At 54.7% G+C, this 22,986-nt stretch carries 24 protein-coding genes; 23 read left to right on the top strand and 1 reads right to left on the bottom strand.

The genetic code is table 11. The annotated features are described in order from the left end of the window. Nucleotides 1-67 precede the first annotated feature (67 nt). The 23 genes from JTP09_RS06285 to JTP09_RS06175 all read left to right on the top strand — a co-directional run bounded on the left by JTP09_RS06285 (nt 68) and on the right by JTP09_RS06175 (nt 21,902). Nucleotides 68-1,198, top strand: coding sequence for a zinc-dependent metalloprotease (locus JTP09_RS06285; RefSeq protein ID WP_204877606.1), 1,131 nt, complete (start codon nt 68-70; stop codon nt 1,196-1,198). Next, entirely contained in the window at nt 1,199-2,398 is a 1,200-nt protein-coding gene (gene tilS / locus JTP09_RS06280) for a tRNA lysidine(34) synthetase TilS (RefSeq protein ID WP_370592521.1), read from the top strand. 45 nt (nt 2,399-2,443) lie between these two features. Continuing rightward, nucleotides 2,444-2,995, top strand: coding sequence for a hypoxanthine phosphoribosyltransferase (gene hpt / locus JTP09_RS06275; protein WP_204877605.1), 552 nt, complete (start codon nt 2,444-2,446; stop codon nt 2,993-2,995). 311 nt (nt 2,996-3,306) lie between these two features. Then, nucleotides 3,307-5,445, top strand: a complete 2,139-nt coding sequence (gene ftsH / locus JTP09_RS06270) for an ATP-dependent zinc metalloprotease FtsH (RefSeq protein WP_204877604.1) — start codon at nt 3,307-3,309, stop codon at nt 5,443-5,445. Continuing rightward, nucleotides 5,445-6,041: a GTP cyclohydrolase I FolE gene (gene folE / locus JTP09_RS06265; protein WP_204877603.1), complete on the top strand. Its 597-nt coding sequence runs from the start codon at nt 5,445-5,447 to the stop codon at nt 6,039-6,041. Before ftsH ends, folE begins: the two co-directional genes overlap by 1 nt. A 123-nt stretch (nt 6,042-6,164) precedes the next feature. After that, nucleotides 6,165-7,049, top strand: a complete 885-nt coding sequence (gene folP / locus JTP09_RS06260) for a dihydropteroate synthase (RefSeq protein WP_204877602.1) — start codon at nt 6,165-6,167, stop codon at nt 7,047-7,049. Nucleotides 7,050-7,323: 274 nt separating this feature from the next. Further along, a complete protein-coding gene (gene folB / locus JTP09_RS06255; protein WP_239478952.1) occupies nt 7,324-7,731 on the top strand; it encodes a dihydroneopterin aldolase in 408 nt (135 codons plus the stop codon). Continuing rightward, nucleotides 7,728-8,234: a 2-amino-4-hydroxy-6-hydroxymethyldihydropteridine diphosphokinase gene (folK, locus tag JTP09_RS06250; RefSeq protein WP_204877601.1), complete on the top strand. Its 507-nt coding sequence runs from the start codon at nt 7,728-7,730 to the stop codon at nt 8,232-8,234. The genes folB and folK overlap by 4 nt, the downstream gene beginning before the upstream one ends. Then, nucleotides 8,231-8,746 carry a DUF3180 domain-containing protein gene (locus JTP09_RS06245; RefSeq protein ID WP_204877600.1) on the top strand — a complete coding sequence of 172 codons (516 nt, stop codon included), beginning with the start codon at nt 8,231-8,233 and terminating at the stop codon, nt 8,744-8,746. Before folK ends, JTP09_RS06245 begins: the two co-directional genes overlap by 4 nt. An 86-nt stretch (nt 8,747-8,832) precedes the next feature. Then, nucleotides 8,833-9,570 carry a PH domain-containing protein gene (locus JTP09_RS06240; protein WP_204877599.1) on the top strand — a complete coding sequence of 246 codons (738 nt, stop codon included), beginning with the start codon at nt 8,833-8,835 and terminating at the stop codon, nt 9,568-9,570. 3 nt (nt 9,571-9,573) lie between these two features. Next, the gene (locus JTP09_RS06235) at nt 9,574-11,112 is read left to right on the top strand and encodes a PH domain-containing protein (protein WP_204877598.1); all 1,539 of its coding nucleotides are present in this window, start codon (nt 9,574-9,576) and stop codon (nt 11,110-11,112) included. Between the two features lie 101 nt (nt 11,113-11,213). Continuing rightward, nucleotides 11,214-12,110: a Rossmann-like and DUF2520 domain-containing protein gene (locus JTP09_RS06230; protein ID WP_204877597.1), complete on the top strand. Its 897-nt coding sequence runs from the start codon at nt 11,214-11,216 to the stop codon at nt 12,108-12,110. 32 nt (nt 12,111-12,142) lie between these two features. Continuing rightward, on the top strand, nt 12,143-13,063 hold the full coding sequence (gene panC, locus JTP09_RS06225; RefSeq protein ID WP_204877596.1) for a pantoate--beta-alanine ligase: 921 nt from the start codon (nt 12,143-12,145) through the stop codon (nt 13,061-13,063). 118 nt (nt 13,064-13,181) lie between these two features. Beyond that, on the top strand, nt 13,182-14,639 hold the full coding sequence (gene lysS, locus JTP09_RS06220) for a lysine--tRNA ligase (RefSeq protein WP_204877817.1): 1,458 nt from the start codon (nt 13,182-13,184) through the stop codon (nt 14,637-14,639). Between the two features lie 132 nt (nt 14,640-14,771). Then, a complete protein-coding gene (locus tag JTP09_RS06215; RefSeq protein WP_204877595.1) occupies nt 14,772-14,969 on the top strand; it encodes a hypothetical protein in 198 nt (65 codons plus the stop codon). Nucleotides 14,970-15,137: 168 nt separating this feature from the next. Next, nucleotides 15,138-15,479, top strand: coding sequence for an Lsr2 family protein (locus tag JTP09_RS06210; RefSeq protein WP_204877594.1), 342 nt, complete (start codon nt 15,138-15,140; stop codon nt 15,477-15,479). Nucleotides 15,480-15,903: 424 nt separating this feature from the next. Continuing rightward, nucleotides 15,904-18,561, top strand: a complete 2,658-nt coding sequence (locus tag JTP09_RS06205) for an ATP-dependent Clp protease ATP-binding subunit (RefSeq protein WP_204877593.1) — start codon at nt 15,904-15,906, stop codon at nt 18,559-18,561. Nucleotides 18,562-18,856: 295 nt separating this feature from the next. Continuing rightward, nucleotides 18,857-19,261 (top strand): hypothetical protein, encoded by a 405-nt coding sequence (locus JTP09_RS06200; protein ID WP_204877592.1) that lies wholly within the window; start codon nt 18,857-18,859, stop codon nt 19,259-19,261. Nucleotides 19,262-19,465: 204 nt separating this feature from the next. After that, a complete protein-coding gene (locus tag JTP09_RS10335) occupies nt 19,466-19,684 on the top strand; it encodes a type IV toxin-antitoxin system AbiEi family antitoxin (protein WP_204877591.1) in 219 nt (72 codons plus the stop codon). Nucleotides 19,685-19,936: 252 nt separating this feature from the next. After that, nucleotides 19,937-20,470, top strand: coding sequence for a hypothetical protein (locus JTP09_RS06190; protein WP_204877590.1), 534 nt, complete (start codon nt 19,937-19,939; stop codon nt 20,468-20,470). Then, on the top strand, nt 20,467-20,985 hold the full coding sequence (locus JTP09_RS06185; protein ID WP_204877589.1) for an amino-acid N-acetyltransferase: 519 nt from the start codon (nt 20,467-20,469) through the stop codon (nt 20,983-20,985). The genes JTP09_RS06190 and JTP09_RS06185 overlap by 4 nt, the downstream gene beginning before the upstream one ends. Before the next feature lie 79 nt (nt 20,986-21,064). Continuing rightward, on the top strand, nt 21,065-21,577 hold the full coding sequence (locus JTP09_RS06180; RefSeq protein WP_204877588.1) for a hypothetical protein: 513 nt from the start codon (nt 21,065-21,067) through the stop codon (nt 21,575-21,577). A gap of 10 nt (nt 21,578-21,587) precedes the next feature. Then, a complete protein-coding gene (locus JTP09_RS06175) occupies nt 21,588-21,902 on the top strand; it encodes a hypothetical protein (RefSeq protein ID WP_204877587.1) in 315 nt (104 codons plus the stop codon). 45 nt (nt 21,903-21,947) lie between these two features. Here the strand turns inward: JTP09_RS06175 and JTP09_RS06170 are convergent, their stop codons facing one another. Further along, on the bottom strand, nt 21,948-22,907 hold the full coding sequence (locus JTP09_RS06170) for an A/G-specific adenine glycosylase (RefSeq protein WP_204877586.1): 960 nt from the start codon (nt 22,905-22,907) through the stop codon (nt 21,948-21,950). Nucleotides 22,908-22,986: the final 79 nt, after the last annotated feature.

Here is a 22,986-nt window from a genome sequence, read left to right as displayed (position 1 = left end):
GAGCTATTGGCTCAAAACCGCAGGCTCAGGATGCACAGGTTCTATAAAGTGTGCTTGCATAGATGCTATGACACTTAGACGTTCGCCCATTAGCTGGAGTACCGCAAGCAAAATCGCAGGGTTCTTAGCCCCTGCCGGCCCGAAACTCAAAGGTGAAGACGCGACAAAAGCCGTGGAGTCGATGCGTGCCGCTGCCGATGCCGCTGTTGAGCATGTGTACGCTATCACCCGTCTTGAAGCTGCCCACAATCTGCGTGACTCTGAAGTTCTTATTGTTGACCGCGCCAGTTGGGCGAAGGCGAACGTGCAGTCCTTCAGCGTGCTCCTTGCACCGCTGGCGTCCTCACCCATGGGTAAAAAGCTTGAGAGCATGAGCGCTACCGAGTACAAGTTGGCTACCTCTGCCGCGTCAGCTGAGCTGGGCGCTATTCTCGCTTTCCTCTCGGGCAAGGTACTGGGGCAGTATGACCCTTACGCCCAGGACGCCGGGGTGAGCGATAAGGTTGGTCGCCTCATGATTGTCGCCCCCAACCTGGTTGCTCTTGAGAAAGAGCTCAACCTTGAGCCCGAGGACTTCCGCCTCTGGGTCTGCTTGCATGAGCAGACCCACCGCGTACAGTTCGCCGCTGCACCCTGGCTGAAAGACTATATGCTCGATCAGGTGCGCGCCCTGACCAACGAAATGGGCGATTCGCAGAAGTTCATGGAGCAGTTAGTTAGCTCATCTAGGAAGGCACGTGCTGAGCTTAAAGGCAAAAAGCTGGCAGATACCGCGCCACCGTCTCGAGTTTTTGACCAAGGGTTCACTGAGGAAGGTCGCGCTCGCATCAGTCACCTGACCGCCATTATGAGCTTGATGGAGGGGCATGCCAACGTGGTCATGGATTCTGTGGATCGTTCGATTGTGCCCACTGTCAAAACCATCCGCCAGCGTTTTGAGCGCCGCAGTGCCGCGCAGAAGTTCCTCACCAAGTTCATCTACTCCCTGCTCGGTATGGATGCCAAGAAACGTCAGTACCGCGACGGTCAGAAGTTTGTGCAGTACATCGTTGATGAGCGCGGTATGGACGCTTTCAACCGCATCTGGACCAGCCCCAATACTCTGCCCACCGAAGATGAAATTCACGACCCTCAAGCATGGATTGACCGCGTGCTGGGGCAACCCAAAGAAACCTCTAGCAACAGCGCGGAGGCGTAAGTGGTTCAGGACGCGCGTTCCGGACGCTTGCACCCGGCGGTGGGCGCCGCCCGTGTTGAGGCTGCCCGTGCCCTCAACGATGCCCTTGGCACTGACACTGTTGCCGCATCGGGTAAAACGCGGGCACACACGGATGGTACAGCACCGCTGATTCTTGTCGGTCTCTCAGGCGGAGCCGACTCCTTAGCCCTGGCTGCAACCCTCTCCCACTTCGCCCGCCGCGGCGAGTTGCGCGTGGGCGCAATCATCGTGGACCACCAGCTCCAAGAAGGCTCAGCTCGGGTAGCTCGCACCGCCGCAGCCCAGGCAACTAAACTCGGTCTAGACCCCGTGCTGATCGAAACCGTCACCGTCGCCACCGGCACTGAAGGTCCCGAAATGGCAGCCCGCCAAGCCCGCTACGGTGCCTACAAAAAAGCCGTGTACGCCACCGGCGCCCGCGCCGTAGCCCTTGCCCACACCCGCAACGACCAAGCAGAAACCGTCCTCCTCGGCCTCGCCCGAGGCTCCGGCACCCGGTCGCTGGCAGGCATTCCGCGCGTCCGCACTGAAAACGGCGTCACCTACCTACGCCCCATTCTAAACACCACCCGCGCCAAAGTTGAAGACATCTGCGCCGCAGAAAACCTCACTCCTTGGCACGACCCCACCAACTCAGATGAAAGCATGACGCGCGCTCGCGTGCGTCACCGCATCATGCCCTACCTTGAAGAGAATTTGGGCGGGGGAGTGGCAGATGCTCTTGCGCGCACCGCGCACATTGTTGCCGCAGACGCTGATTATTTGGCGGTTACCGCGGAGCAAGAACACTCCACAGTAACCCTGAATCTGAGCGAACTAACCAGCACTGTACCGGGTGCAGCCCAGCACAGTGCGGCAAAAAAACTGCAGGTGCCTGCCGATGCTCTGGAGGGGGCAGAGCTCGTACTGGCGATGGATCGTGATGCTGTAAGCCAGCTGCACCCTGCTGTGCGCCGACGGGTTCTTGCCCGCGCGGTTGTACAGGCAGGCGGAGAAACCCCGGGCTTCGAGCGCCTAGAGGCACTCGACGACTTCGCGCTCACCACCGCTAAAGGTGGTCCCTTGCAAATGGCAGGGCACATTTCCGTCTACAAAACCCGGCCACCAGTGGCAGGTAAACACGGCAAATCTTTGAGTAAAAGCGGCGTTCTGGTATTCCTACGAACCGATAACCGTTAGACTTGTACCCTAAGCACCAAGCACTCATATCCAAGGATTATTCTCGTGGACGCAAACGACGTAAAGGACGACATCAAGCACGTACTCTTCAGCAAAGAAGAGATCGACGCGAAGATAGCAGAGCTTGCAGCTCGCATTGACGAAGACTACAAGGGCAAAGACGTTCTGCTGGTAGGTGTTCTCAAGGGCGCCATCATGGTCATGGCAGACCTCTCCCGTGCGCTCAAGAGTCACTACACCATGGACTGGATGGCTGTGTCATCCTACGGATCGGGCACCAAGTCATCGGGTGTTGTTCGTATTCTCAAAGACCTCGACACCGATTTGACCGGTCGCGATGTGCTAATCGTTGAAGACATTATCGATTCTGGTCTGACCTTGCAGTGGTTGCAGGGCAACCTGAAGTCACGCGGCGCTAACTCCGTTGAAATCTGCACCTTGCTGCGCAAGCCCAAGAGCGTCAAGACCGACGTTGAGGTCAAGTATGTGGGTTGGGACATCGAACCCGAGTTCGTAGTTGGCTACGGTCTGGACTTCGCTGAGCGTTATCGCAACCTCGATTGCATCGTGACTTTGGCACCGCACGTTTACTCCTAAGGGTTTTTACTTTTTGTAGTGTCTAGGACGCGCCCATCGGCTCTTTTACAGAAGAGTGGGTGGGCGCGTCCTTGTTGTCTTTGCCTTCAACCCCACTGGAATAGAGCAACTTTCGGTGAGGGCAGAGACAAATAGTGTTTTGCTTTGAGGTGAAGAACGCCCCCCACCGAGCAAAATATCAGCTTTATTGGGTACATTGGATAATTGCAGCTTTTTATCTGCGCGCGTTGCCACCTCAGCTCAACACCTTGGCGGGTGTGGACGCGCGTGTTCAACAGTTGGCGGGACGCCGCCGCACACGGAGGGTAGCTTTGGCTCAGAATTCTGATAACAAGCCCCAGGGTGAGAAGAAGGGCTTTTTCTCGAAGCTCTTTTCTGGTCCTTGGTTCTTTGTCATCATTGCGCTGGTAATTTTTGGTGGCATGTTCGCAGGCCCGCTGTTTTCGGCGACCAACCGCGTTGATACCAACGTCGGTATGAACCTTCTGAATGAGCAGAAGGTGGTGAGCGCGAAGATCCACGATGGCGATCAGCGTGTTGATCTTGAGCTGAGAGATGATTACACCAACGCTGCCGGTGACAATTTGGGTAAGGCGCTGACTTTCTACTATGTAAAGCCGCGCGCTACTGAGGTTGTTGAGGCGATGAACGGCGCTGACCTTGAGAGCTACACTGACCAGCCGGTGCAGACTAACTGGTTTACCACCATGTTCTCGTATATGTTCCCGCTAATTGTTGTGATCGCTATTTTTTGGTTCTTGTTGAGCCGTATGGGTGGCGGTAGCTCACAGATTATGAACTTCTCGAAGTCGAAGGCTAAGAAGTTCAATAAGGACAACCCGACCGTTCGTTTTGCTGATGTTGCCGGTGTCGATGAGGCGTTAGCTGAGCTTGAAGAAGTTCGCGAGTTCTTGGCTGAGCCTGAGAAGTTCACCCGTTTGGGCGCGAAGATTCCCAAGGGCGTTTTGCTGTACGGCCCTCCGGGTACCGGTAAGACTTTGCTGGCGAAGGCTGTTGCCGGTGAAGCTGGCGTGCCTTTCTATTCCATTTCTGGTTCTGACTTTGTTGAGATGTTTGTGGGCGTGGGTGCTTCTCGCGTGCGCGATTTGTTCAAGGAAGCTAAACAGAACCCCGCAGCTATTATCTTTGTGGACGAAATCGACGCTGTTGGCCGTCAGCGTGGCGTCGGCATGGGCGGCGGTAACGACGAACGTGAGCAGACCCTGAACCAGTTGCTGGTTGAGATGGATGGCTTCGACGGAACCTCCAACATTATCGTGATTGCCGCGACCAACCGTCCTGACGTGCTTGACCCTGCGCTGCTGCGTCCCGGTCGTTTTGACCGCCAGGTGGGTGTGGACGCCCCCGATTTTAAGGGTCGTCAGCGTATTCTTGAGGTTCATGCAACGGGTAAGCCCATTGATCGCAGTGTTGAACTTTCATCGGTGGCTAAGCGCACCCCCGGTTTCACCGGTGCTGATTTGGCGAACGTGATGAACGAGGCAGCTCTACTCACCGCCCGTGACGGTGGCAACGTGATTGACGAGCGCGCTATCGATGAGGCTATTGATCGCGTCATGGCGGGCCCGCAGCGTTCTTCACGCATTATGAACGAGCACGAGCGTAAGGTGACTGCTTACCACGAGGGCGGTCACGCTCTGGTGGCTGCTGCCCTGCGTAATTCATCCCCGGTTACTAAGATTACGATTCTGCCACGCGGACGCGCCCTGGGCTACACCATGGTTATGCCGCAGGACGATAAGTATTCAACTACCCGTCACGAGCTGCTGGATCAGATGGCATACGCCATGGGCGGACGCGCGGCTGAAGAGGTCGTGTTCCATGACCCCTCGACTGGTGCGTCCAACGATATTCAGAAGGCAACTGATACTGCCCGCAAGATGGTGACCGAGTACGGTATGAGCGCCAAGGTCGGTTCTGTGCGTTTGGTATCGCAGGAATCTGATCCCTTCTTGGGAGGTGGCTCCGGCGGTGGTAACCAGCACTCAGACGCTTTGGCTTTTACTGTGGATCAGGAAGTTCAGGCTCTGCTGGAGAACGCCCACGACGAGGCATTTGAGATTCTGACTGAGAACCGCGACGTTCTTGACCGTCTTGCCTTTGCCCTTTTGGAGCGCGAGACCCTGCTAGAAAACGAGATCGCTGAGATCTTCAAGGACGTCCGTAAGCGTCCTGAGCGCGAACACTGGTACTCCAAGCAGACTCGTGAGAAGACCGAGATTCCTCCGGTGAAGGCTCCCAGCGAGCTTGCCGGTGAGAAGACCTCTGAGGAACCTGCCGAGGGCATCGTTCAACAGCCCGTGGTTGACCCCGACATGGGGGTTGAGAAACCCGCTACCGATGTGAACCCGACCCCCGGTTTGGGTGATAACGGTGGTGTACAGAACCCCGGCGGTCCGGCTGATAATCCCTTCGGTGGTGCTCGCTAGTGGCTGGTGTTAAAGACACTTACGCTCCCGAGATTGACCAGCCCCGCATTGAAGCTGCGGTACGTGAAATCTTGGCTGCCATTGGTGAGGATCCTGACCGCGATGGTCTGGTAGATACTCCCGCTCGTGTAGCGCGTGCCTACGCTGAAATGTTTGTGGGGTTGCATCAGGATCCGGCTGAGATTCTGGGTACGACCTTCGATATTGAGCATTCAGAGCTGGTGTTGGTCAAGGATATTCCTTTTTACTCGACCTGCGAGCATCATCTGGTGCCCTTTCACGGAGTAGCCCATATCGGTTACATTCCGGGATCCGGTGGCAAGGTGACGGGCTTGAGCAAGCTGGCGCGCACGGTGGACGTGTTTGCCCGCCGTCCTCAGGTGCAGGAGCGTCTCACCACTCAGGTCGTGGAGGCACTGGAAGAGAACCTGAAGCCCCTGGGTGCCATTGTTGTGGTGCAGGCGGAGCACATGTGTATGTCGATGCGCGGGGTGAAAAAGCCCGGCGCGAAGACGGTCACTAGCGCGGTGCGCGGTGCTTTGCGTGACCCTGCGACCCGCGCTGAGGCAATGAGCCTTATTATGAGTCAGAACTAAACCCACCCCAGAGGTGACCACGAAAACTAAGAAGTGACCACGAAAAGTAATGCTGACCGTACATCTCGCGGTCAGCATTACTTTTCGTGGTCACCTTGATGATCTATCGTTAGGCTAAAAACCATGAGCACCCTCTCTTCCCTTCATCAGTTGTCTCTGCCCACTGACCGCACCCTCGTGATGGGTATTCTCAATGTCACCCCCGATTCTTTTAGCGACGGTGGGTTGCATTTGGCAGTTGAGGACGCGGTAACACATGCCAAGACCATGATGGCTCAGGGCGCTGACATCATCGACGTAGGCGGTGAATCAACCCGCCCCGGCGCGACCTCGGTAGGGCTAGAAGATGAGCAGGCGCGCGTCCTGCCCGTAATTGAAGCCCTAGCTAAGACGGACGCTGTCATCAGCATTGATACGAAGAACTGGCAGACCGCTCGGGCGGCTATTGAAGCTGGCGCGCATATTATCAATGACGTGTCAGGTATGGAAATCACGGACGGCATGATTGCCACTGTCGCCGACCTGCAGGTGCCTTACATTCTCATGCATTCTCGCGGTAACTCGCAGACTATGGATTCCCTGGCAGCCTACACCGACACCGTTGCCGAGGTAAAGGACGAGCTGATACAGCTGCGCGAGCGTCTCTATGCTGCTGGGGTGAAGCCCGAGAACCTGATTCTTGACCCCGGCTTGGGTTTTGCCAAGGGCGGGCAACAAGACTGGCAGCTGGTCGCTGCCACCGCTGAACTTGCTCAGCTCGGCAACCCCCTACTGGTGGCAGGCTCACGCAAGCGCTTTATCGGCACTGCCCTTGCTGAAGCCGCGCAAGCGCGTCCTGGCGTCCGCGCAGAAGATCAGCAGAAGGACGCGCGTACCCGCGACGGTGCAACGGCGGCTATTACTGCTCTGGTGGCTGCTGCTGGTGCCTGGGCGGTGCGAGTGCATGATGTTCCTTCGAGCGTGGATGCTGTGACTGTTGCCCAGTATTTCTCGCGCAACTCCTCATAGGCTGGGGCGGTGCGTCCGTAAAGTGCCTGACAAACAGTTGGCGTCGTAACTTCACATAGACGTAAAGTCAGTGTGACCTTAAGCTCGGCTGTGGATACCCATATAGAAACGGTCTGCCTGCGATGCCCTATTTTTCCTAGCAAAAGCGGCAATTAGTAGGTGTTTCATTAAACCTGTGGTGTAACTCGCCCGCGCTGACGCGGGTGTTCGGTGGCGAATTTGGGTGATAATTACGAGTAGCTACCAACAGGCGATGCAGAAAGGTAGAAAGTGCATGCGCGGTACTTTTTCGGCGGACGCGATGGAGCGTTACGCTACGGCAGATCGTATTACGCTCACCGGTGTTGAATGTCTGGGCTACCACGGCGTTCTTGAATCTGAGAAGCAGAACGGTCAGCCTTTTATCGTTGACGTGACTCTTTTGACCGATTTTTCATCGTCTGCCAGTAGCGATGATATTGGTAAGACTGCCAATTACGCTGAGGTCGCTGAGACTATTCGCGAGGTTGTCAGCGACGGTTCGGTGGATCTTGTTGAGACCCTGGCAGAGAAGTTGGCGGCAACTATTTTGAGTCGTTTCGCAATTGATGCGCTAGAGCTGACTGTTCACAAACCGCAGGCGCCGATTGAGGTTCCGTTTGCTGATGTTGCGGTTACTATTTTTAGAAAGAAGCAGGCATGAGCGTAGAGGCTGTACTTGGTCTGGGTTCTAACTTGGGCGAGAAGCAAGAGACTTTGTTGCGGGCGATTGTTGATATTTGTTCGCATCCTAAAATTAGGGTGAAGAAGGTTTCTCCCGTTGCAGTGACTGCTCCTGTGGGTGGGCCAGCGCACCAGCCTGATTTTGTGAATCTTGTGGTGCGTATTGAGACTGATTTGAGTCCTTTTGATTTGCTGGATTTCACCCAGTCTGTGGAGAATAAGCATCACCGGGTGCGTGATGTGCGCTGGGGTCCTCGCACCCTTGATATCGACATTATTGACTACTCCACTCTTGAGATGGACGAACCCGATTTGACTCTGCCTCACCCGCGGGCGGCGGAGCGCGCTTTTGTGTTGGAGCCGTGGGCTCGTATGGAACCTGAGGCGGTGCTGAGTGGCGCGAGCGTGCGTGATTTGGCAAAGACTGCCGATGATGCTGATGGTATTAGAGAGTTCTTCCCCGCCCCGGTGGTGTGTGAATGAATCAGGTGCGTGCCCGAGCTCTTCTCTTATGCGCGTCTGTTGCTTTAGCCGCAGGGGCGGTGCTGAACGGGTTGTCGGTGGCAGCCGGTGGCGCTGAGTTGCTGTTGCCTCAGGCGACTGTTTTTCTTGCCCTGATAGTGGGCGCTGTGGTGCTTTTTTATGCCCGCCAGGTGGCAAAGTTTCAGGATGTTTCAACCCGCGCCCAAGCACCGCGTATGAATGCTTTGTTAGCGGCGCGCGTGGCAGTTTTTGCTCAGTCGAGTGCGTTCTCTGGGGCACTTATTCTTGGCTGGCACGTGGCACTGTTGGGTTTTGAACTGACTCTTTACACCCAGCGCGGTGCGTTTGATCCCGTGATAACTGCTGTTCTGGGTCTGGTGACGGGCGGTATTTTGCTGGGCGCTGGTTTGTGGGCCGAGAGCATGTGTAAGATTCCGCCGAATAAGGACGCGGGTACCTCATCTGCGTCGTCGCCGCGTACGGGCGAAGGTTTTGTGGCTCGAAACGATTAACCCAGCCTACTGAGTGATGCCAAGAGGCAGTTTCTTTGAGAGTATGGGGTTATAACTTTTTGCCCCGTTTCCTAAGGACGTGAATGATGACCGACCACCAGCCGCATCGAGTGGGCACTACTTCTGCTGAACCTCTTGGCTCTGAGACATTTTATGATTCTTCTGCGCTGGTACCAGAAACTGCTGATGCTCCCTGGGAATCTGCGGCAAATACACCTGAGACAACACCCGCTCCAGCACCCGCTGAACAGATTGAAGCCACCCCGGTTGCAGCCGCGTCCTTTCCCGCTACTTTGCCCCCTTTGGAGATTGATGAGCGCGGTGGTGAAACCATAGAACCTGCTGAGATTAGCTGGAAGAGGGTGTCGCCGCGCTATGTTAAAGTGCGCTTGCTGGGTCGCGCTCTCTGGTCGGTAATAATGGTGGCAATCTTCGCGCTTCCTCTGATTTTTACCGAAGTTTTGAACTGGTGGAACTGGCCTCTGTGGGTAACGGTTGGCTTGGTAGCGATCATGCTGGTCTGGCAAATCTGGTTGACGCTTTTGGTGAGTCGTCAGGTGAAAGCTATTGGTTATAGTGAACGTCAAGACCACATTCTGCGTACCAGCGGCATTATGTTCAAATCAATGCGCGCTATTCCCTACGGCAGAATCCAGTACGTTGACGTAAAATCTGGGCCTATTGAGGGTAAACTTAAGCTGGCGAGCGTCACTATAACAACAGCCTCTGGCACTATCAGCATTCCCGGCGTGGAGCGTCCTGAGGCCGAACGCTTACGCGAAATCCTCACTGACCTCAGCGACGCCAAGATGGTGGGGCTGTAAACCATGAACACCGAAAACCTCACTCCCGTTGAGGGGGAGCAACCGGCGTCCGCCCTCGTATGGCGTCGTGCCCACTGGCTCTCACCCATTATTAACGCGTGGCTGCTGATCGCTGTTTTCCTTTTTACGTTTGGTCGAGAGTTCGTAGAGCTTATTGTTGAGGACGGCGAGCTGCCCGATGTCTCTCAGGTACCTGATTTTCCCGATGCCCTGAGCTTTTTGGGTCAGTTGGGTACGCTGTGGTTGCCCGCGCTGTTTCTGCTGATTTTTGCGGTCTTATTGCTGCCCTACTACATCGGCTGGTGGTTCTATTCCTTCGCGGTGGACGCCCGCAACGTCTACGTTCGCTCTGGTATGTTGAGTAAAACTGAGCGTCAGGCGCGCCTTGATAGGGTGCAGTCCATCGATATTAATCGTTCACTCCTTGCCCGGTTGCTGGGCTTGGCTGAGTTGAAGTTTGATGTGGCTGATGGTGATTCTTCTGCTCTTGCGGTGAAGTTCTTGAAGTATAAGGACGCGCGTGAGGTGCGCGTTCGCCTGCTGAGCCAGGTGCGGGCGCTTAAGGAAGAGCTACCCACTGCCCCTGCGAATGTGAGTGCGAAGAACCCGCAGGCTGAAATCGCACCTGGGTCTCAGACCCCTAACCGTCGTGAGCGTTTGCACCAGCACCTAGTGGATAATCTGGGCGCGGGTATCACGGATGCTGATGAGCGTCAGGTACTGCACGTACCTGTTGCCCGACTGCTGGCGTCTATGGCGCTGAGTGTGGGCACTATTTTTTCGGTACTGTTCATCGTGTCAATGGTGGCACTCCTGGTACTTCAGGGCGGGAATTTCGTGGCCAATATTGCAGCGATTTTCGGCGCCGTTTCATTATTGTGGAAGCGTTTTAATGCCGGTTATAACTTTCGCCTCTCTATCAGCCCCGATGGGTTGAAGACTCGCTACGGGTTTACCGATACCCTCACTCAGACCCTCCCTAGCGGGCGAGTGCAGGCTATTTCTGTGACTCAGCCACTGCTGTGGCGAAAGATGGGCTGGTATCGGGTGAGCGTTGCGTTGGCTGGTAAGGGCGAGGGCGAAGATGCTGCGTTCGCCGGGCAGCTTCTGCCCGTTGGCACTTACGATGATTTGTTAGCTGTTTTGCCGCTGGTGGTTCCCGGTGCCGATGTTGGTGGTGCGGACGCAACAACTCTGCAAGCTGGGCTTGTTGGTACTGGCGTTGAGGGTGGGTTTACCGTTTCGCCGAGTCGCGCCCGTATCTTTGACCCGCTGACTTATAAACGTAATGGTTTCACCCAGTTGCCCGCTTTGTTGCTGACTCGCAGTGGCAGGTTTACTCGTCGGCTATCTATTGTGCCCCATAGTAAGATTCAGAGCTTGGAGATTGAACAGGGTCCGCTGGCTCGCCGCCGCGCCCTTGCCAATATCACCGTGCAAACCGCAGGGGGCGCGTTCGCCCGGGTACATAATGCCGATGCGGCAACCGCCCGCGCTCTTTTTGTACGCCAGGCACAGTTGGGTGTACTCGCCACCCACTAGCTTCCTTGGATTCTGTCATACCGCCGGGGGCTAACTGTAGCCCCCGGCGGTATAAGCTGTAGTAAACCCCCGTAGAAAGGCACGGTGTAAAGTGGTGAGCCATGAGTAATTACCTCAAACCAGCCCGTCTGGGTATCGGTATCATCAGCGCCGGTAAGGTGGGTGCTGTACTCGGTGCAGCTCTGACCAGCGCGGGTCACGCCATCGTGGGTGTCTACGCTAAATCAGAAGAATCGCAAGAACGCGCCCGCACCCTCCTACCGCAAGCCCCCCTCATGGAAATCCCCCAGATCGTTGAAAAGTCTGAGGTAATTTTGCTTGCTGTGCCCGATGACGCGCTGGCTCCCCTAGTCGCCTGGATCGCAGAACACACCCCCCTGCAATCGGGCCAGATTATTCTGCACACCTCCGGACGCTACGGGGTAGGAATCCTCAAACCCGCCACAGATAAGGGCGCTATCGGCCTAGCAATCCACCCCGCCATGACCTTCACCGGGCTCTCCCTCGACCTCGCCCGCCTCCACAACACCAGCTTCGGTGTTAGTGGCGCTGCACCATTTTTGCCCATAGCGCAAGCCCTAGCTGTAGAAATGGGCGGTGAACCCGTTATTATTGCTGAAGGCGATAGACCGCTTTACCACGCGGCTTTAGCTCACGCATCGAACCACCTCGTTACTATCACGGGGCAGTCGATGCAGATACTAGCATCGCTGGGAATCGAGAACCCTGCACGTTACCTAGAACCCCTAGTGCGTGCCTCGCTCGATAACGCGCTTGCATCCGGTGAATCAGCACTCACCGGGCCTGTGGTGCGCGGAGATTCCCAAACGGTAGAGGCTCACACTGAGGTTCTACACGGCTTTGCTGTAGAAGAGAATGCTCAAGATATTGAGGTAGCCTACCGGGCGTTAGCTCGCGCAACCGCGCAACGAGCCCACGCCCACCAGGCTTTGAATGATGAGCAATACGCGCGCATCATTGACGCCCTCGATAGCTAAAAGCACACATTCATGAAAGGACCGTTCACACCGTGACGAGCCAACCCGTGATTACCCGTACCACGGCAGAATTTCAGACGGCTGTTGCCCAGGCACTTGCAACAGCGCAGCGCGAATTTGATGCACAGGCAACCGATGAGACACCGGCTGAGGCTGCGCGTCTTGGCTTTGTACCCACCATGGGTGCCCTGCACAACGGCCACGCCACCTTGATGCGTCGCGCCCGCGAACAGAACGCCGTCGTTGCTATATCTATCTTTGTGAATCCTCTGCAATTTGGCCCCGATGAGGATTTCGAGAAGTACCCCCGCACCCTCGAAGCCGACGCACAACTTGCCGGTGAAGCGGGCGTCGATATTATCTTTGCCCCCGATGTCGAAGAAATGTACCCCGGCGGTAGCCCGCTCATTACCGTTTCTAGCGGCTCTTTGGGTGGTCTCTTTGAAGGTAAAACCCGCCCCGGTCACTTCGACGGTGCGCTCACCGTCGTTAACAAGTTCTTCAACATTCTTGAAGGCTGCGTGGGCAACCACGAGATCCTCGCCTACTTCGGGCAGAAGGACGCGCAGCAGCTCTCACTCATGCAGCGCATGGTCACAGACTTCAACCACCCCGTCACCATCAAACCGGTGGCTATCGTTCGCGAAGACAACGGGCTGGCACTCTCATCGCGCAACCAGTACCTCTCAGACCAAGAGAAAGAAGCAGCACTCGTGCTCTCCCGCACCCTGGCTCTGCTGCGCGAACAGAGCATCTCCCGCGGTTTTGAGAACCTTGATCTCAAATCAGCGCGTGATTACATCAACAACGCAGAAGGCGTACGCTTGGACTACCTCGAAGTCGTAGACCCCGAAAACTTCGTAGCTCCTACCGAGAACTCCAAACGGGCACTGGCACTGGTCGCCGCCTACGTGGGCGACACCCGCCTCATCGACAACATGGAACTAAGCTAGCAAAGAAGGTTATAGAAGGTTGAGCACTGAGAACACAACCCCCGAAGAAACCGCGCAGACCGAAAACGCTGACCGCGCCTCTGCCCAGCAGAAAGCAGCCGCAGAAGTTTCAGAGCAGATGCAGATTCGCATGGAAAAGCGCGAGAAACTGCTGGCAGCAGGGCATGAGGCTTACCCCGTAGGTCTTGAAATCACCCACAGCATCGACGAAATCCGTGCCCAGTACGAGGATAAACTCGAAGCAGGCGACGAAACCGGCGACATCGTGGGTGTCTCAGGACGCGTAGTCTTTGTCCGCAACACCGGCAAGCTCTGCTTCGCAACCCTGCAGGCTGGCAACGGCACCCGCATTCAGGCAATGATTTCACTGGCAGCAGTGGGGGAGGACGCGCTCGCCAGCTGGAAGGCTCTGGTCGACCTGGGCGACTTCGTCTTCGTTCACGGTGAAGTGATTTCTTCTCGTCGCGGTGAGCTCTCCATCATGGCTGATAGCTGGCAGATGGCTTCCAAGTCACTGCGTCCGCTACCCACCCTGCACAAGGATCTGAACGAAGAAACCCGTGTGCGTCAGCGTTACCTCGATTTGATGGTGCGCGATGAAGCGCGCGAAACCGTTATTCGCCGCGCGAAGATTACCCGCACTGTACGCAAGGTACTTGAGGACCGCGGCTACATTGAGGTAGAAACCCCCATTCTGCAGCTGATTCACGGTGGCGCGGCGGCACGCCCGTTCGAGACTCACCTGAACGCTTTTGACCAGGACATGACCCTGCGCATCGCTACCGAGCTTTACCTCAAGCGCGCTGTTGTCGGTGGTATCGAGCGCGTGTACGAGATCGGGCGCGTGTTCCGCAACGAAGGTGTGGATTCAACCCACAGCCCGGAGTTCACCACCCTAGAAGCCTACGAGGCGTATGCTGATCAGTTCGTGATGGCTGAGCGCATTAAAGAAATCATTCTTGCCTGCGCTGATGAACTGGATATTCACCAGATTGAAACCGACAGGGGCACCATTGACCTCGCCGGTGAGTGGAAGTGGGTTGGCGTTTACCCCGGTCTGTCAGAGGCTGTCGGCGTAGAGATTACCCCCGCTACTTCACTGGAAGACCTGCAGGCTATCGCTGAAAAGCACGAGGTTGATTTTGACCCCAAGTGGGACGCTGAGAAGCTCGTGGTCGAACTCTTCGGTGAGATTGTTGAGCCTACGCTCATCAACCCCACCTTCGTCTACGACTACCCGCCTTCGGCACAGCCGCTGGCGCGTCCGCACCGCGAAAAGGAAGGCCTCATCGAAGCATGGGACCTGATTATCGGTGGCATGGAACGTGGCACCGCGTTCTCCGAGCTGATTGACCCCGTCATTCAGCGTGAGCGTCTGACCGAGCAGTCAAAGCTGGCTGCCGGTGGTGATGATGAAGCGATGCAGCTTGATGACGACTTCTTGCGCGCGCTGGAACACGGCGCTCCCCCCATGGGTGGCTTGGGCTTGGGTATTGATCGCCTCATTATGCTCTTCACTAACCTGGGTATTCGCGAGACAATCCTGTTTCCGCTGATGAAGCCTGAAGCTGAGTAAGGTTTTTTCTACAGGTTTTCTTTGGTAAGGACGCCGCCAGGTACTTTTATGGAGTACTTGGCGGCGTTTTTGCCGTGGCGTAAACTGATGAAACAGATAAGCCTTACACGTCTCTTGCAGAAGGAACCTTTCATGGATTACCTCATTGCCCTTGTGCCCTCAGTATTTGCCGGAATTATTCTTTATTTCATTCTCAAATGGATTTCCAGCGCTGATAGGGCAGAACGTCAGGCACAAAAGGACGCCGAAGCAGATGCCGCTTTGTGGTATGAAAATGTTAAGAAGTCTTCGGGAAACTCTAATCCTTTTGGCAGTAGGAAAGATGACTAAATTTTAATTCTTTTCTGGTTTCGTTTCTTCCCGGTTTATTTGCTATTATGTGAATGCACTTAGCAAATACATGGTGCATCATTAATGCGTCATAATTCTTGAAGAATCAGCACCTTCAAGTAACCCCGTGATGTATCGTGTTTAAACTACTCCAAGGAGAAATTCCCCATGGCTCAGAAAGTTAAGATTATTCTTGAAGATGATCTCGACGGCGGTCCCGCAGACGAAACCGTGCGTTTCGGTCTCGACGGTGCTCAGTACGAGATTGATCTTTCAGGCGCTAACGCAGCTCGCTTGCGCGATGCGATTCGCCCCTTCGCGGCAAAGGCACGTCGTGCAACTACCGCTAACCGCCTCGGTCGTCCCCGCTCAAAAGCCTCAGCTGGCGTTAACCGCAACCCCGAAATCGCGGAAATCCGTCAGTGGGCTAAAGAAAACGGTTATGAGGTATCAGACCGCGGTCGTATTCAGCAGCACATCCAGGACGCTTACTACGCAGCGAAGAAGTAAACTGATTTAGTATTTAGCTCTCCAGGAGCTATATAAAGGGAAGGTTCTTGCCCCAAAGAGCCTTCCCTTTTTGTGCCTTAAAGTGTTTTAGGGGTAGAACCTTGAAAATATGGTCGGAATATTCTAGAAGTTAGCTCAGGGTTGGTGTGGTAGGGATTAGACCAGTACGGGCTTAAGAAATGGGTTTCGGTGCAGGGTGTCGTGGCCGGCAAGCTGAGAGCGCAGTGGATATTGTCCTCTCTCGCATGGGTGTGACTCTACCTCTGCCTTACCTGTAGAAAGGCAGCTCACCCCTATTAATGTGGTGATTGGCACGGGCGCTTTCAAAGGCACCCTTGCGTTCACTCTCTAGCGAACACAGACGAAAACCTGCCTGAAGATGCGTAATCTGGAGGGTAAGAAAAACTGTTTGAGGGAGAGTTCTATGTTTGAACGATTTACCGACCGTGCTCGTCGCGTGGTGGTTTTAGCGCAGGAGGAAGCGCGCATGCTGAACCACAGCTACATCGGCACGGAGCATCTCTTGCTGGGGCTGATTCATGAGGGCGAAGGTATTGCTGCTCGTGCGCTGGAATCTCTTGGTGTTACCCTAACCGCTGTTCGCGAGCAGGTTCAGGACATCATCGGTTCGGGGCAGCAGGCTCCTAGCGGTCATATTCCTTTTACTCCGCGTGCTAAAAAAGTGCTTGAGCTATCAATGCGTGAGGCTATTCAGCTCAACCACGGCTACATCGGTACTGAGCACATCCTGCTGGGTATGGTGCGCGCAAATGAGGGCGTCGCTAACCAGGTGCTGACCGCGCTGGGTGCTGACCAGGCACGCATCCGACAGACCGTGACCGACCTGATTTCGGGCTACCCCGGTGCTGGCGAGAACAAAGAGACCGCAGGTGTTGGCGCGGGTAACTCTAAGGAAGGCACCCCCGCAGGTTCGGCTATTCTTGACCAGTTCGGCACCAACCTGACTGCCGCTGCCCGCGAAGGTAAAATTGACCCCGTCATTGGTCGTCAGCGCGAGATGGAACGTGTCATGCAGGTTCTCTCACGCCGTACCAAGAACAACCCGGTGCTCATCGGCGAGCCCGGCGTCGGTAAGACCGCCGTGGTTGAGGGTCTAGCGCAGGCTATTGTGGCAGGTAACGTTCCCGAAACCCTCAAAGATAAGCACCTCTATACCCTCGATTTGGGTTCACTGGTTGCCGGTTCACGCTACCGCGGTGACTTTGAAGAACGCCTGAAGAAGGTTTTGAAAGAAATCCGCACTCGCGGCGACATTATTCTTTTCATCGACGAGATTCACACTCTGGTGGGCGCTGGCGCGGCTGAGGGCGCTATTGATGCGGCATCAATCCTCAAGCCCATGCTGGCTCGCGGTGAGCTGCAGACTATCGGTGCAACCACTTTGGACGAGTACCGCAAGCACATTGAGAAAGATGCGGCGCTGGAACGTCGTTTCCAGCCCATCCAGGTCGATGAGCCTTCGCAGGCAATGGCTATTGAGATTCTCAAGGGTGTGCGCGATAAGTACGAGGCACATCACCGCGTCACTATCACTGACGAGGCTATTGAGTCTGCGGTGAACCTTTCAGCGCGTTACATTTCTGACCGTTTCTTGCCCGATAAGGCAGTGGATTTGATTGATGAGGCGGGTGCGCGTTTGCGTATTCAGCGCATGACCGCTCCGCCCGAAATCAAGGTGCTTGAAGAGCGAATTGCCAAGGTGCGTAGCGAAAAAGAAGCCGCTATTGGTGGTCAGGATTACGAGAAGGCAGCTTCACTGCGCGATAAAGAGCAGAAGCTCATTGCTGAAAAGGACGAGAAAGATGCGGCATGGCGTGAAGGCGGCGACGCTTTCGGTCAGGTAACCCCCGACGTTATCTCTGAGGTTTTGGCTGTCTCAACCGGTGTGCCCGTCTACAAGATTACTGAGGAAGAAACCGGCCGTCTGCTCAAGATGGAAGACGAGCTGCACAAGCGCGTCATCGGTCAGGACCACGCGATCAAGGCTCTTTCCCGTTCAATCCGCCGTACCCGCGCGGGTCTGAAAGATCCAAACCGTCCCGGTGGCTCATTTATCTTTGCAGGCCCGACTGGTGTGGGTAAGACTGAGCTTGCTAAGGCTTTGGCTGAGTTCCTCTTCGGCGACGAGTCAGCTCTGATTACCCTTGATATGTCGGAGTACCAGGAGAAACACACCGTTTCACGTCTGTTCGGCGCCCCTCCCGGATACGTCGGCTACGAAGAGGGCGGTCAGCTTACCGAAAAGGTGCGCCGCAAGCCCTTCTCTGTTGTGCTGTTCGATGAGGTTGAAAAGGCTCATGCTGACCTCTTTAACTCCCTGCTGCAGATTCTTGAAGACGGTCGTCTGACCGACTCTCAGGGTCGCGTCGTTGACTTCAAGAACACCGTTATCATCATGACCACCAACCTCGGTTCACGCGACATGGCACGTAAGGTGCCTGTCGGTTTCCAGAGCGTTGGCGACCACGAGGGTGATTATGAGCGTATGCAGGCACGGGTGATGGAGGGTCTCAAGGAGCACTTCCGCCCCGAGTTCCTCAACCGCGTGGACGACATCATCGTATTCCCGCAGCTCTCAGAAACCGAGATTCTGCAGATTGTTGACCTCTTTGTAGGTCGCCTGGCTAAGCGTCTCGCTGAGCAGGATATGAGCATTGAACTCACCCCCGCGGCGAAGGCTCTGATGGCAACTAAGGGTTACGACCCGTCGATGGGCGCGCGTCCGTTGCGTCGTGAAATGCAGCGCAATATTGAGGACGTCCTTTCAGAGAAGATTCTGTTTGGTGAGGTTAAGAGCGGTGAGAAGATCACCGTTGATACTGTAGGCGAGGGCGACCTAGCGAAGTTCACCTTCTCTTCACAGCCGATGAGTCAGATGGAAGCTGACGCGCTGGACGCGTGGGCCAAAGACTCCGATGATGATGAAGAGGCACCGGCAGAGCCCGTTTCGGGTATTGCTAATGCGGCAGCTGAATCGGCTGTAGAAGCTGAGGACGCCCAGGAGCCCGGCGATAGCGCTATCGCTCAGGAACAGCCGCGTACCGACAATGACACCCTCTAATCTAAGAGACTGAGGAAGTTCCTCTTCAAGGGCCTGTCTTTCCAGTCCGGCGAGACAGGCCCTTTTTGTTCACATTACTCATACGTTCACATATTATGAACATGTGAGTAACGTGAATATAAGTAGTGTGGGCGCTGTCGAACCCATTCTCGAGGAATTTTTCGAGGGCGGGGTATTTATGGAGGGCACTGAGGGTCTATTGTTCAGTCCTTTTGGTGGCGAACTAACCTATGAGTTGACCTGACGAAGTGCTACGAAGAATTCAGTCAAGACTGAGTTGTTCAACCGAGCGGTAGTGCCCCGACAGTCACAGGAATACCAGCAGGTGCTACTTTGTTTTCCGCACGTGACCAGAGGGTTTCAGCAGTGGCTTCACAGTAAAAATATTCAGTTTGTTGACGCATCTGGTAATGCTTGGATTGAAGGGAAAAACTACAAGATTGGGGTCGAAGGGCGCAGACCGAAAAATGTTCCCGACCTAGACGGTCATCAGCAGATGTCTCGGGCTTTTACTGCAACCGGACTGCGGGCGGTGTTTATGCTTTTAGTTAATCAGGATTTACTAGAACAGCCGGTGCGGAGCCTTGCGGATGCAGCTGGAATATCGGTGGGGGGCTGCCTCGAACGTGTTAAAAAGTTTGGAGCACGAGGGCTTTATTCGCATCAACGGCAGAAGAAGGTCCTTTATACAAAAATCTAAGCTGGCAAAGCGTTGGATTGAAATGTACCCGGTGGTGCTCAAACCTAAATTACGAACTCGCATAAGTGCTGGCTCTGAGCCAGCAGAGGTGATAAAACGGCGCGACGAATGGTCTGACAGTATTCAACTGGGTGGTGAAGTTGCCATGTTGGCTAAGGGGTATGGTATTCGCCCTGTCGAGTCGCTTTTGTATGGAGGTTTCCCGTGGGGAGACGTTACACACGAGCTCTTCGCCTGCGACCTTCTCAGGGAGGAAACGTTATTCTTACTGAGCGGTTCTGGAATCCTGACTACCTACCTGAATCGGATGTAGTCCCCTCGTTATCGATTTTTGCTGATGAATCTATAGATGGTGATGAACGTCAGACACTTATAGCCCAAGATATGTGGAGAGACGATGAAGACCTTCAGAAATTCCACTAGAGATGAAGTATTTACATTTCTTGAGACAAAAATTCAAGAGGCTGATGCCCTACTGGGGCATCATTCCTACATGATGATTGGTTCGTATGTGCGTGACCTGCACTTGAGCAGGGCGGATATGCCGAGTCCGCGGGGTACCCAAGACCTAGACCTGAGTTTGGTCGCAGAAAATTTTGAGGGGTTTGAGCGAACCTTAGAAAGGTTGGGCCCTTCACATGGGGTTATTACACGTGAGCTTTAGGTGATACTCCGGTGGATGTTATCCCCTTTGGAGCTATTGCAGAAGGCGGATCATGTGAACACGGAGATAGTCATTGGGAGCTGCGTGGTTTGCAAGAGTCTTATGATGCTGCTGAAGCTTTTACTGTTGGAACGAGCAGTGTGAAGATTCCTCCCATCCAAGCGATGATGGGTTTGAAAATCATTGCCTGGGGTGAGCGTACATTTCCCACAGACTGCACTGATTTTTACCACTTATTAGTTGCCGCCTGCAAGATTGCAGATGAAGATGGAACACTGCGGGAGTCAGAGATGTGGGATAGCTACACCATCGTAGAGCTGTGTGAAGGAAACCCACAACTCATTGCTGCCGTGATTCAGAGTCAAAGGCTTAGAAATATTTTTGAGGGCGAAGCAGCTGATAGGTGTCGAGAGATTCTCAGTGATATAGATGCGCGAGAGAACTTTATAGCAATGGCGCTGCGGGAGCAGAGAGACGAAACAGTTATTGCTGATGGTAGAAAACTGTGTGAGGCTTTTATTACCGGGCTAGAGTTAGTTTCATGACTGATCTTCTTGTGCGTTCTGCGACTGTTTTTGATGTGCCTGCTATTGAGGGTTTGGTGGCTCCGTTGGCGCAGCAGAAGATTCTGATTGCTAAAGAGACTGTTGCCTATTATGAGGGTATTCAGGAGTTCGTTGTGGTTGAGGTGCGTGAGGCGGACGGCTCAGCTCGGGTGGTTGCGTGCGGTGCTTTACATGTGATGTGGAGGGATATCGCTGAGGTGCGCACGCTGGCGACCAGCGCGTCCTACCGAGGTAAGGGGTTGGGGCGGATGCTTGTTGCCGTTTTGTTGGAACGCGCCCGCGACTTGGGGGTGAAGCAAGTTTTTTGTCTGACCTTTGAGGTTGCTTTCTTTGAGCGTATGGGTTTTCGGGTGATGCCTGAGCAGTCGCAACTAGACCCTGAAATTTTTGCTGAACTGTTGCGCTCCCCAGATGAAGGAGTGGCGGAGTTTCTGGATCTTGCCCGCGTGAAGCCTAATACTTTGGGCAATACCCGTATGATTATCGACCTCTAGCGCGGATTTTTTGTCTGTTAGACTGATAGGAACCATAGTGACCTAAAGCTCATCATAAATGTAAGGATGTGATTGCGCTATGGCTTATGTGGATTTGAAGGGGCAGCCACAAAAACGTGCCCGCCTGGTTACGATTACCCTGGCGGTGATGTGCTTGGTAATTGTTATACCAATGGTTCTTGTCTCTGTACTGACGATGTCTATTATTACCCCGCCGACTTTTGAGCTGCGACAAGGCGCGGTCGAGACAACCGCCCGGGGCAAGAGTGAAGACCAGCAGTGCTGGATGGTTGCAGACCACCTGAAAAAAGACAATATCTTTGGCGCTGAAGTTCTCTCGGTGCGCTACGAAACATCGTGGTGCGCTGAGAATGATGAGATCACAAATATTTCAGCAAATTATATTATTGAACGACGCTTCGGCAAGTGGGCGATTGAAGCGCCAGAGGTAAAAGTACTCGAAAAAACCGACCGCTCAGCCCTTGTTCAGCTGACTGCGCCCCTTTCTTTCAACTCAGCCATCTACTCCATGGGTGGCGATATCGGACGCTCCTACGAGCTACATTCAGATGGCACTGCTGAGTATAAGTGAGGTAGAAAAAATGACTCAAACACTACCCTCAGGTAACATCCGCTACCCCAGTGATAAGATGCCTCATCGCGAGGAGCTCACCTTCGCACGTGCGCGCCCTGGGTTCTTCGCTAGCTGCTGGTATCCGTTGCTTTACTTAGCCTCATTCGCCATCGGTGGGCTGGTGCCCATCATCGTGGTTCTGGTGGGGCTCTATAAAAACGGTTACCAGTACCCCAGCCGATATCAGGTTTACTACCCCCTATATTTCTGGGGATCGGTTCTTCTTGCCCTGCTCTACATGATTTATCTGCTTTACAGCCTTCCCATGAGTTTAGGCGGCTAAGACAACCAGCAATCGCCTTCACGGGGTGTGCAAGAGACTGTAAAGCTAGAGTGAAACGTGCCCCTCGTATTCGCGGGTAAGACCGTCGTTGAGTAGACCTGCGTAGCAGCGTTCAATTTGTTCAGGTGATGAGTTGAGCGCTGCTAACTTTTTAACCGCTGGCACCAGCTCTTGCGGTATGGCAATGTCCACGCGTCCGCCCGTTTGCAGTAAGGACGCGGGCACCGGCGCAACTGCTGCGCGCAACACCGCCATCATTGCCCCGCGTAGCTGACGGTCGGTGCCCTGCCACGCCTGACCGGTGGGTACATAGTCAGCCTCGGGTTTACCCGCAGCCACCCAAGCGCATAGATCCGCAACCGGGCAAAGCTCGCATTTGGGGGACTTAGCGGTGCAGATTAGCGCGCCGAGTTCCATCGTCGCTGCATTCCACAGCACCGAGGTTGCCAGATCAGCGGGCATGAGAGATTCCGCCAGACGGGTTTCAGCGATATTGAGAGACTTATGAGGCAGAGCCTTACCCTCAACTGCTCGGGCAAAAACCCTACGAATATTGGTGTCAATAACTGTGGCACGCTGACCGAAAGCAAACACAGATATAGCTGCTGCGGTATATGTTCCAATACCGGGCAAAGCTAACAACTCATCGTAGCTGTGGGGAACCTCCCCACCGTGCTTCTCAACAATAGCTTGCGCAGCAGCGTGCAACCGTAACGCTCGCCGGGGGTAGCCTAAGCGACCCCACGCGCGCACCGCTTCACCCGACTCAACCGCAGCTAAATCAGCTGGAGTCGGCCAGCGGTCCATCCATGCCTCCCACACCGGCAAAACGCGCACCACCGGGGTCTGCTGCAACATAAACTCGCTTACCATCACCTGCCAATCGGTGCGATCATCAGCACGCCACGGCAAATCACGGGCATTGGCTTCAAACCAAGAATTAATACGTTCGTGCAACTGTTCTACGCGCGCACGGTCAAGAGAAAAGTCCGAAGAAGAGGTCATCACGTCCACACTCTAAACCATCTCAGTAACCTGCTACAAAGTGCGCTGTTTAAATGTCTCATTCAGCATAAAAACCGGT

Origin of the sequence: Rothia sp. ZJ1223 (genome assembly GCF_016900985.1) — a bacterium.
GTDB lineage: Bacteria > Actinomycetota > Actinomycetes > Actinomycetales > Micrococcaceae > Rothia.
The sequence above is the reverse complement of the archived record's forward strand: the minus strand, read 5'-3'. Positions and strand labels throughout refer to the sequence as shown.

What these genes read in the sequence shown, in the direction of transcription:
- JTP09_RS06285 (WP_204877606.1), top strand. Translation starts at nt 68, where the DNA reads ATGACACTTAGACGTTCGCCCATTAGCTGGAGTACCGCAAGCAAAATC.
- folP (WP_204877602.1), top strand. Translation starts at nt 6,165, where the DNA reads ATGAGCACCCTCTCTTCCCTTCATCAGTTGTCTCTGCCCACTGACCGC.
- folB (WP_239478952.1), top strand. Translation starts at nt 7,324, where the DNA reads ATGCGCGGTACTTTTTCGGCGGACGCGATGGAGCGTTACGCTACGGCA.
- folK (WP_204877601.1), top strand. Translation starts at nt 7,728, where the DNA reads ATGAGCGTAGAGGCTGTACTTGGTCTGGGTTCTAACTTGGGCGAGAAG.
- JTP09_RS06245 (WP_204877600.1), top strand. Translation starts at nt 8,231, where the DNA reads ATGAATCAGGTGCGTGCCCGAGCTCTTCTCTTATGCGCGTCTGTTGCT.
- JTP09_RS06240 (WP_204877599.1), top strand. Translation starts at nt 8,833, where the DNA reads ATGACCGACCACCAGCCGCATCGAGTGGGCACTACTTCTGCTGAACCT.
- JTP09_RS06235 (WP_204877598.1), top strand. Translation starts at nt 9,574, where the DNA reads ATGAACACCGAAAACCTCACTCCCGTTGAGGGGGAGCAACCGGCGTCC.
- JTP09_RS06230 (WP_204877597.1), top strand. Translation starts at nt 11,214, where the DNA reads ATGAGTAATTACCTCAAACCAGCCCGTCTGGGTATCGGTATCATCAGC.
- lysS (WP_204877817.1), top strand. Translation starts at nt 13,182, where the DNA reads ATGCAGATTCGCATGGAAAAGCGCGAGAAACTGCTGGCAGCAGGGCAT.
- JTP09_RS06215 (WP_204877595.1), top strand. Translation starts at nt 14,772, where the DNA reads ATGGATTACCTCATTGCCCTTGTGCCCTCAGTATTTGCCGGAATTATT.
- JTP09_RS06210 (WP_204877594.1), top strand. Translation starts at nt 15,138, where the DNA reads ATGGCTCAGAAAGTTAAGATTATTCTTGAAGATGATCTCGACGGCGGT.
- JTP09_RS06205 (WP_204877593.1), top strand. Translation starts at nt 15,904, where the DNA reads ATGTTTGAACGATTTACCGACCGTGCTCGTCGCGTGGTGGTTTTAGCG.
- JTP09_RS06185 (WP_204877589.1), top strand. Translation starts at nt 20,467, where the DNA reads ATGACTGATCTTCTTGTGCGTTCTGCGACTGTTTTTGATGTGCCTGCT.
- JTP09_RS06180 (WP_204877588.1), top strand. Translation starts at nt 21,065, where the DNA reads ATGGCTTATGTGGATTTGAAGGGGCAGCCACAAAAACGTGCCCGCCTG.
- JTP09_RS06175 (WP_204877587.1), top strand. Translation starts at nt 21,588, where the DNA reads ATGACTCAAACACTACCCTCAGGTAACATCCGCTACCCCAGTGATAAG.
- JTP09_RS06170 (WP_204877586.1), bottom strand. Translation starts at nt 22,907, where the DNA reads ATGACCTCTTCTTCGGACTTTTCTCTTGACCGTGCGCGCGTAGAACAG.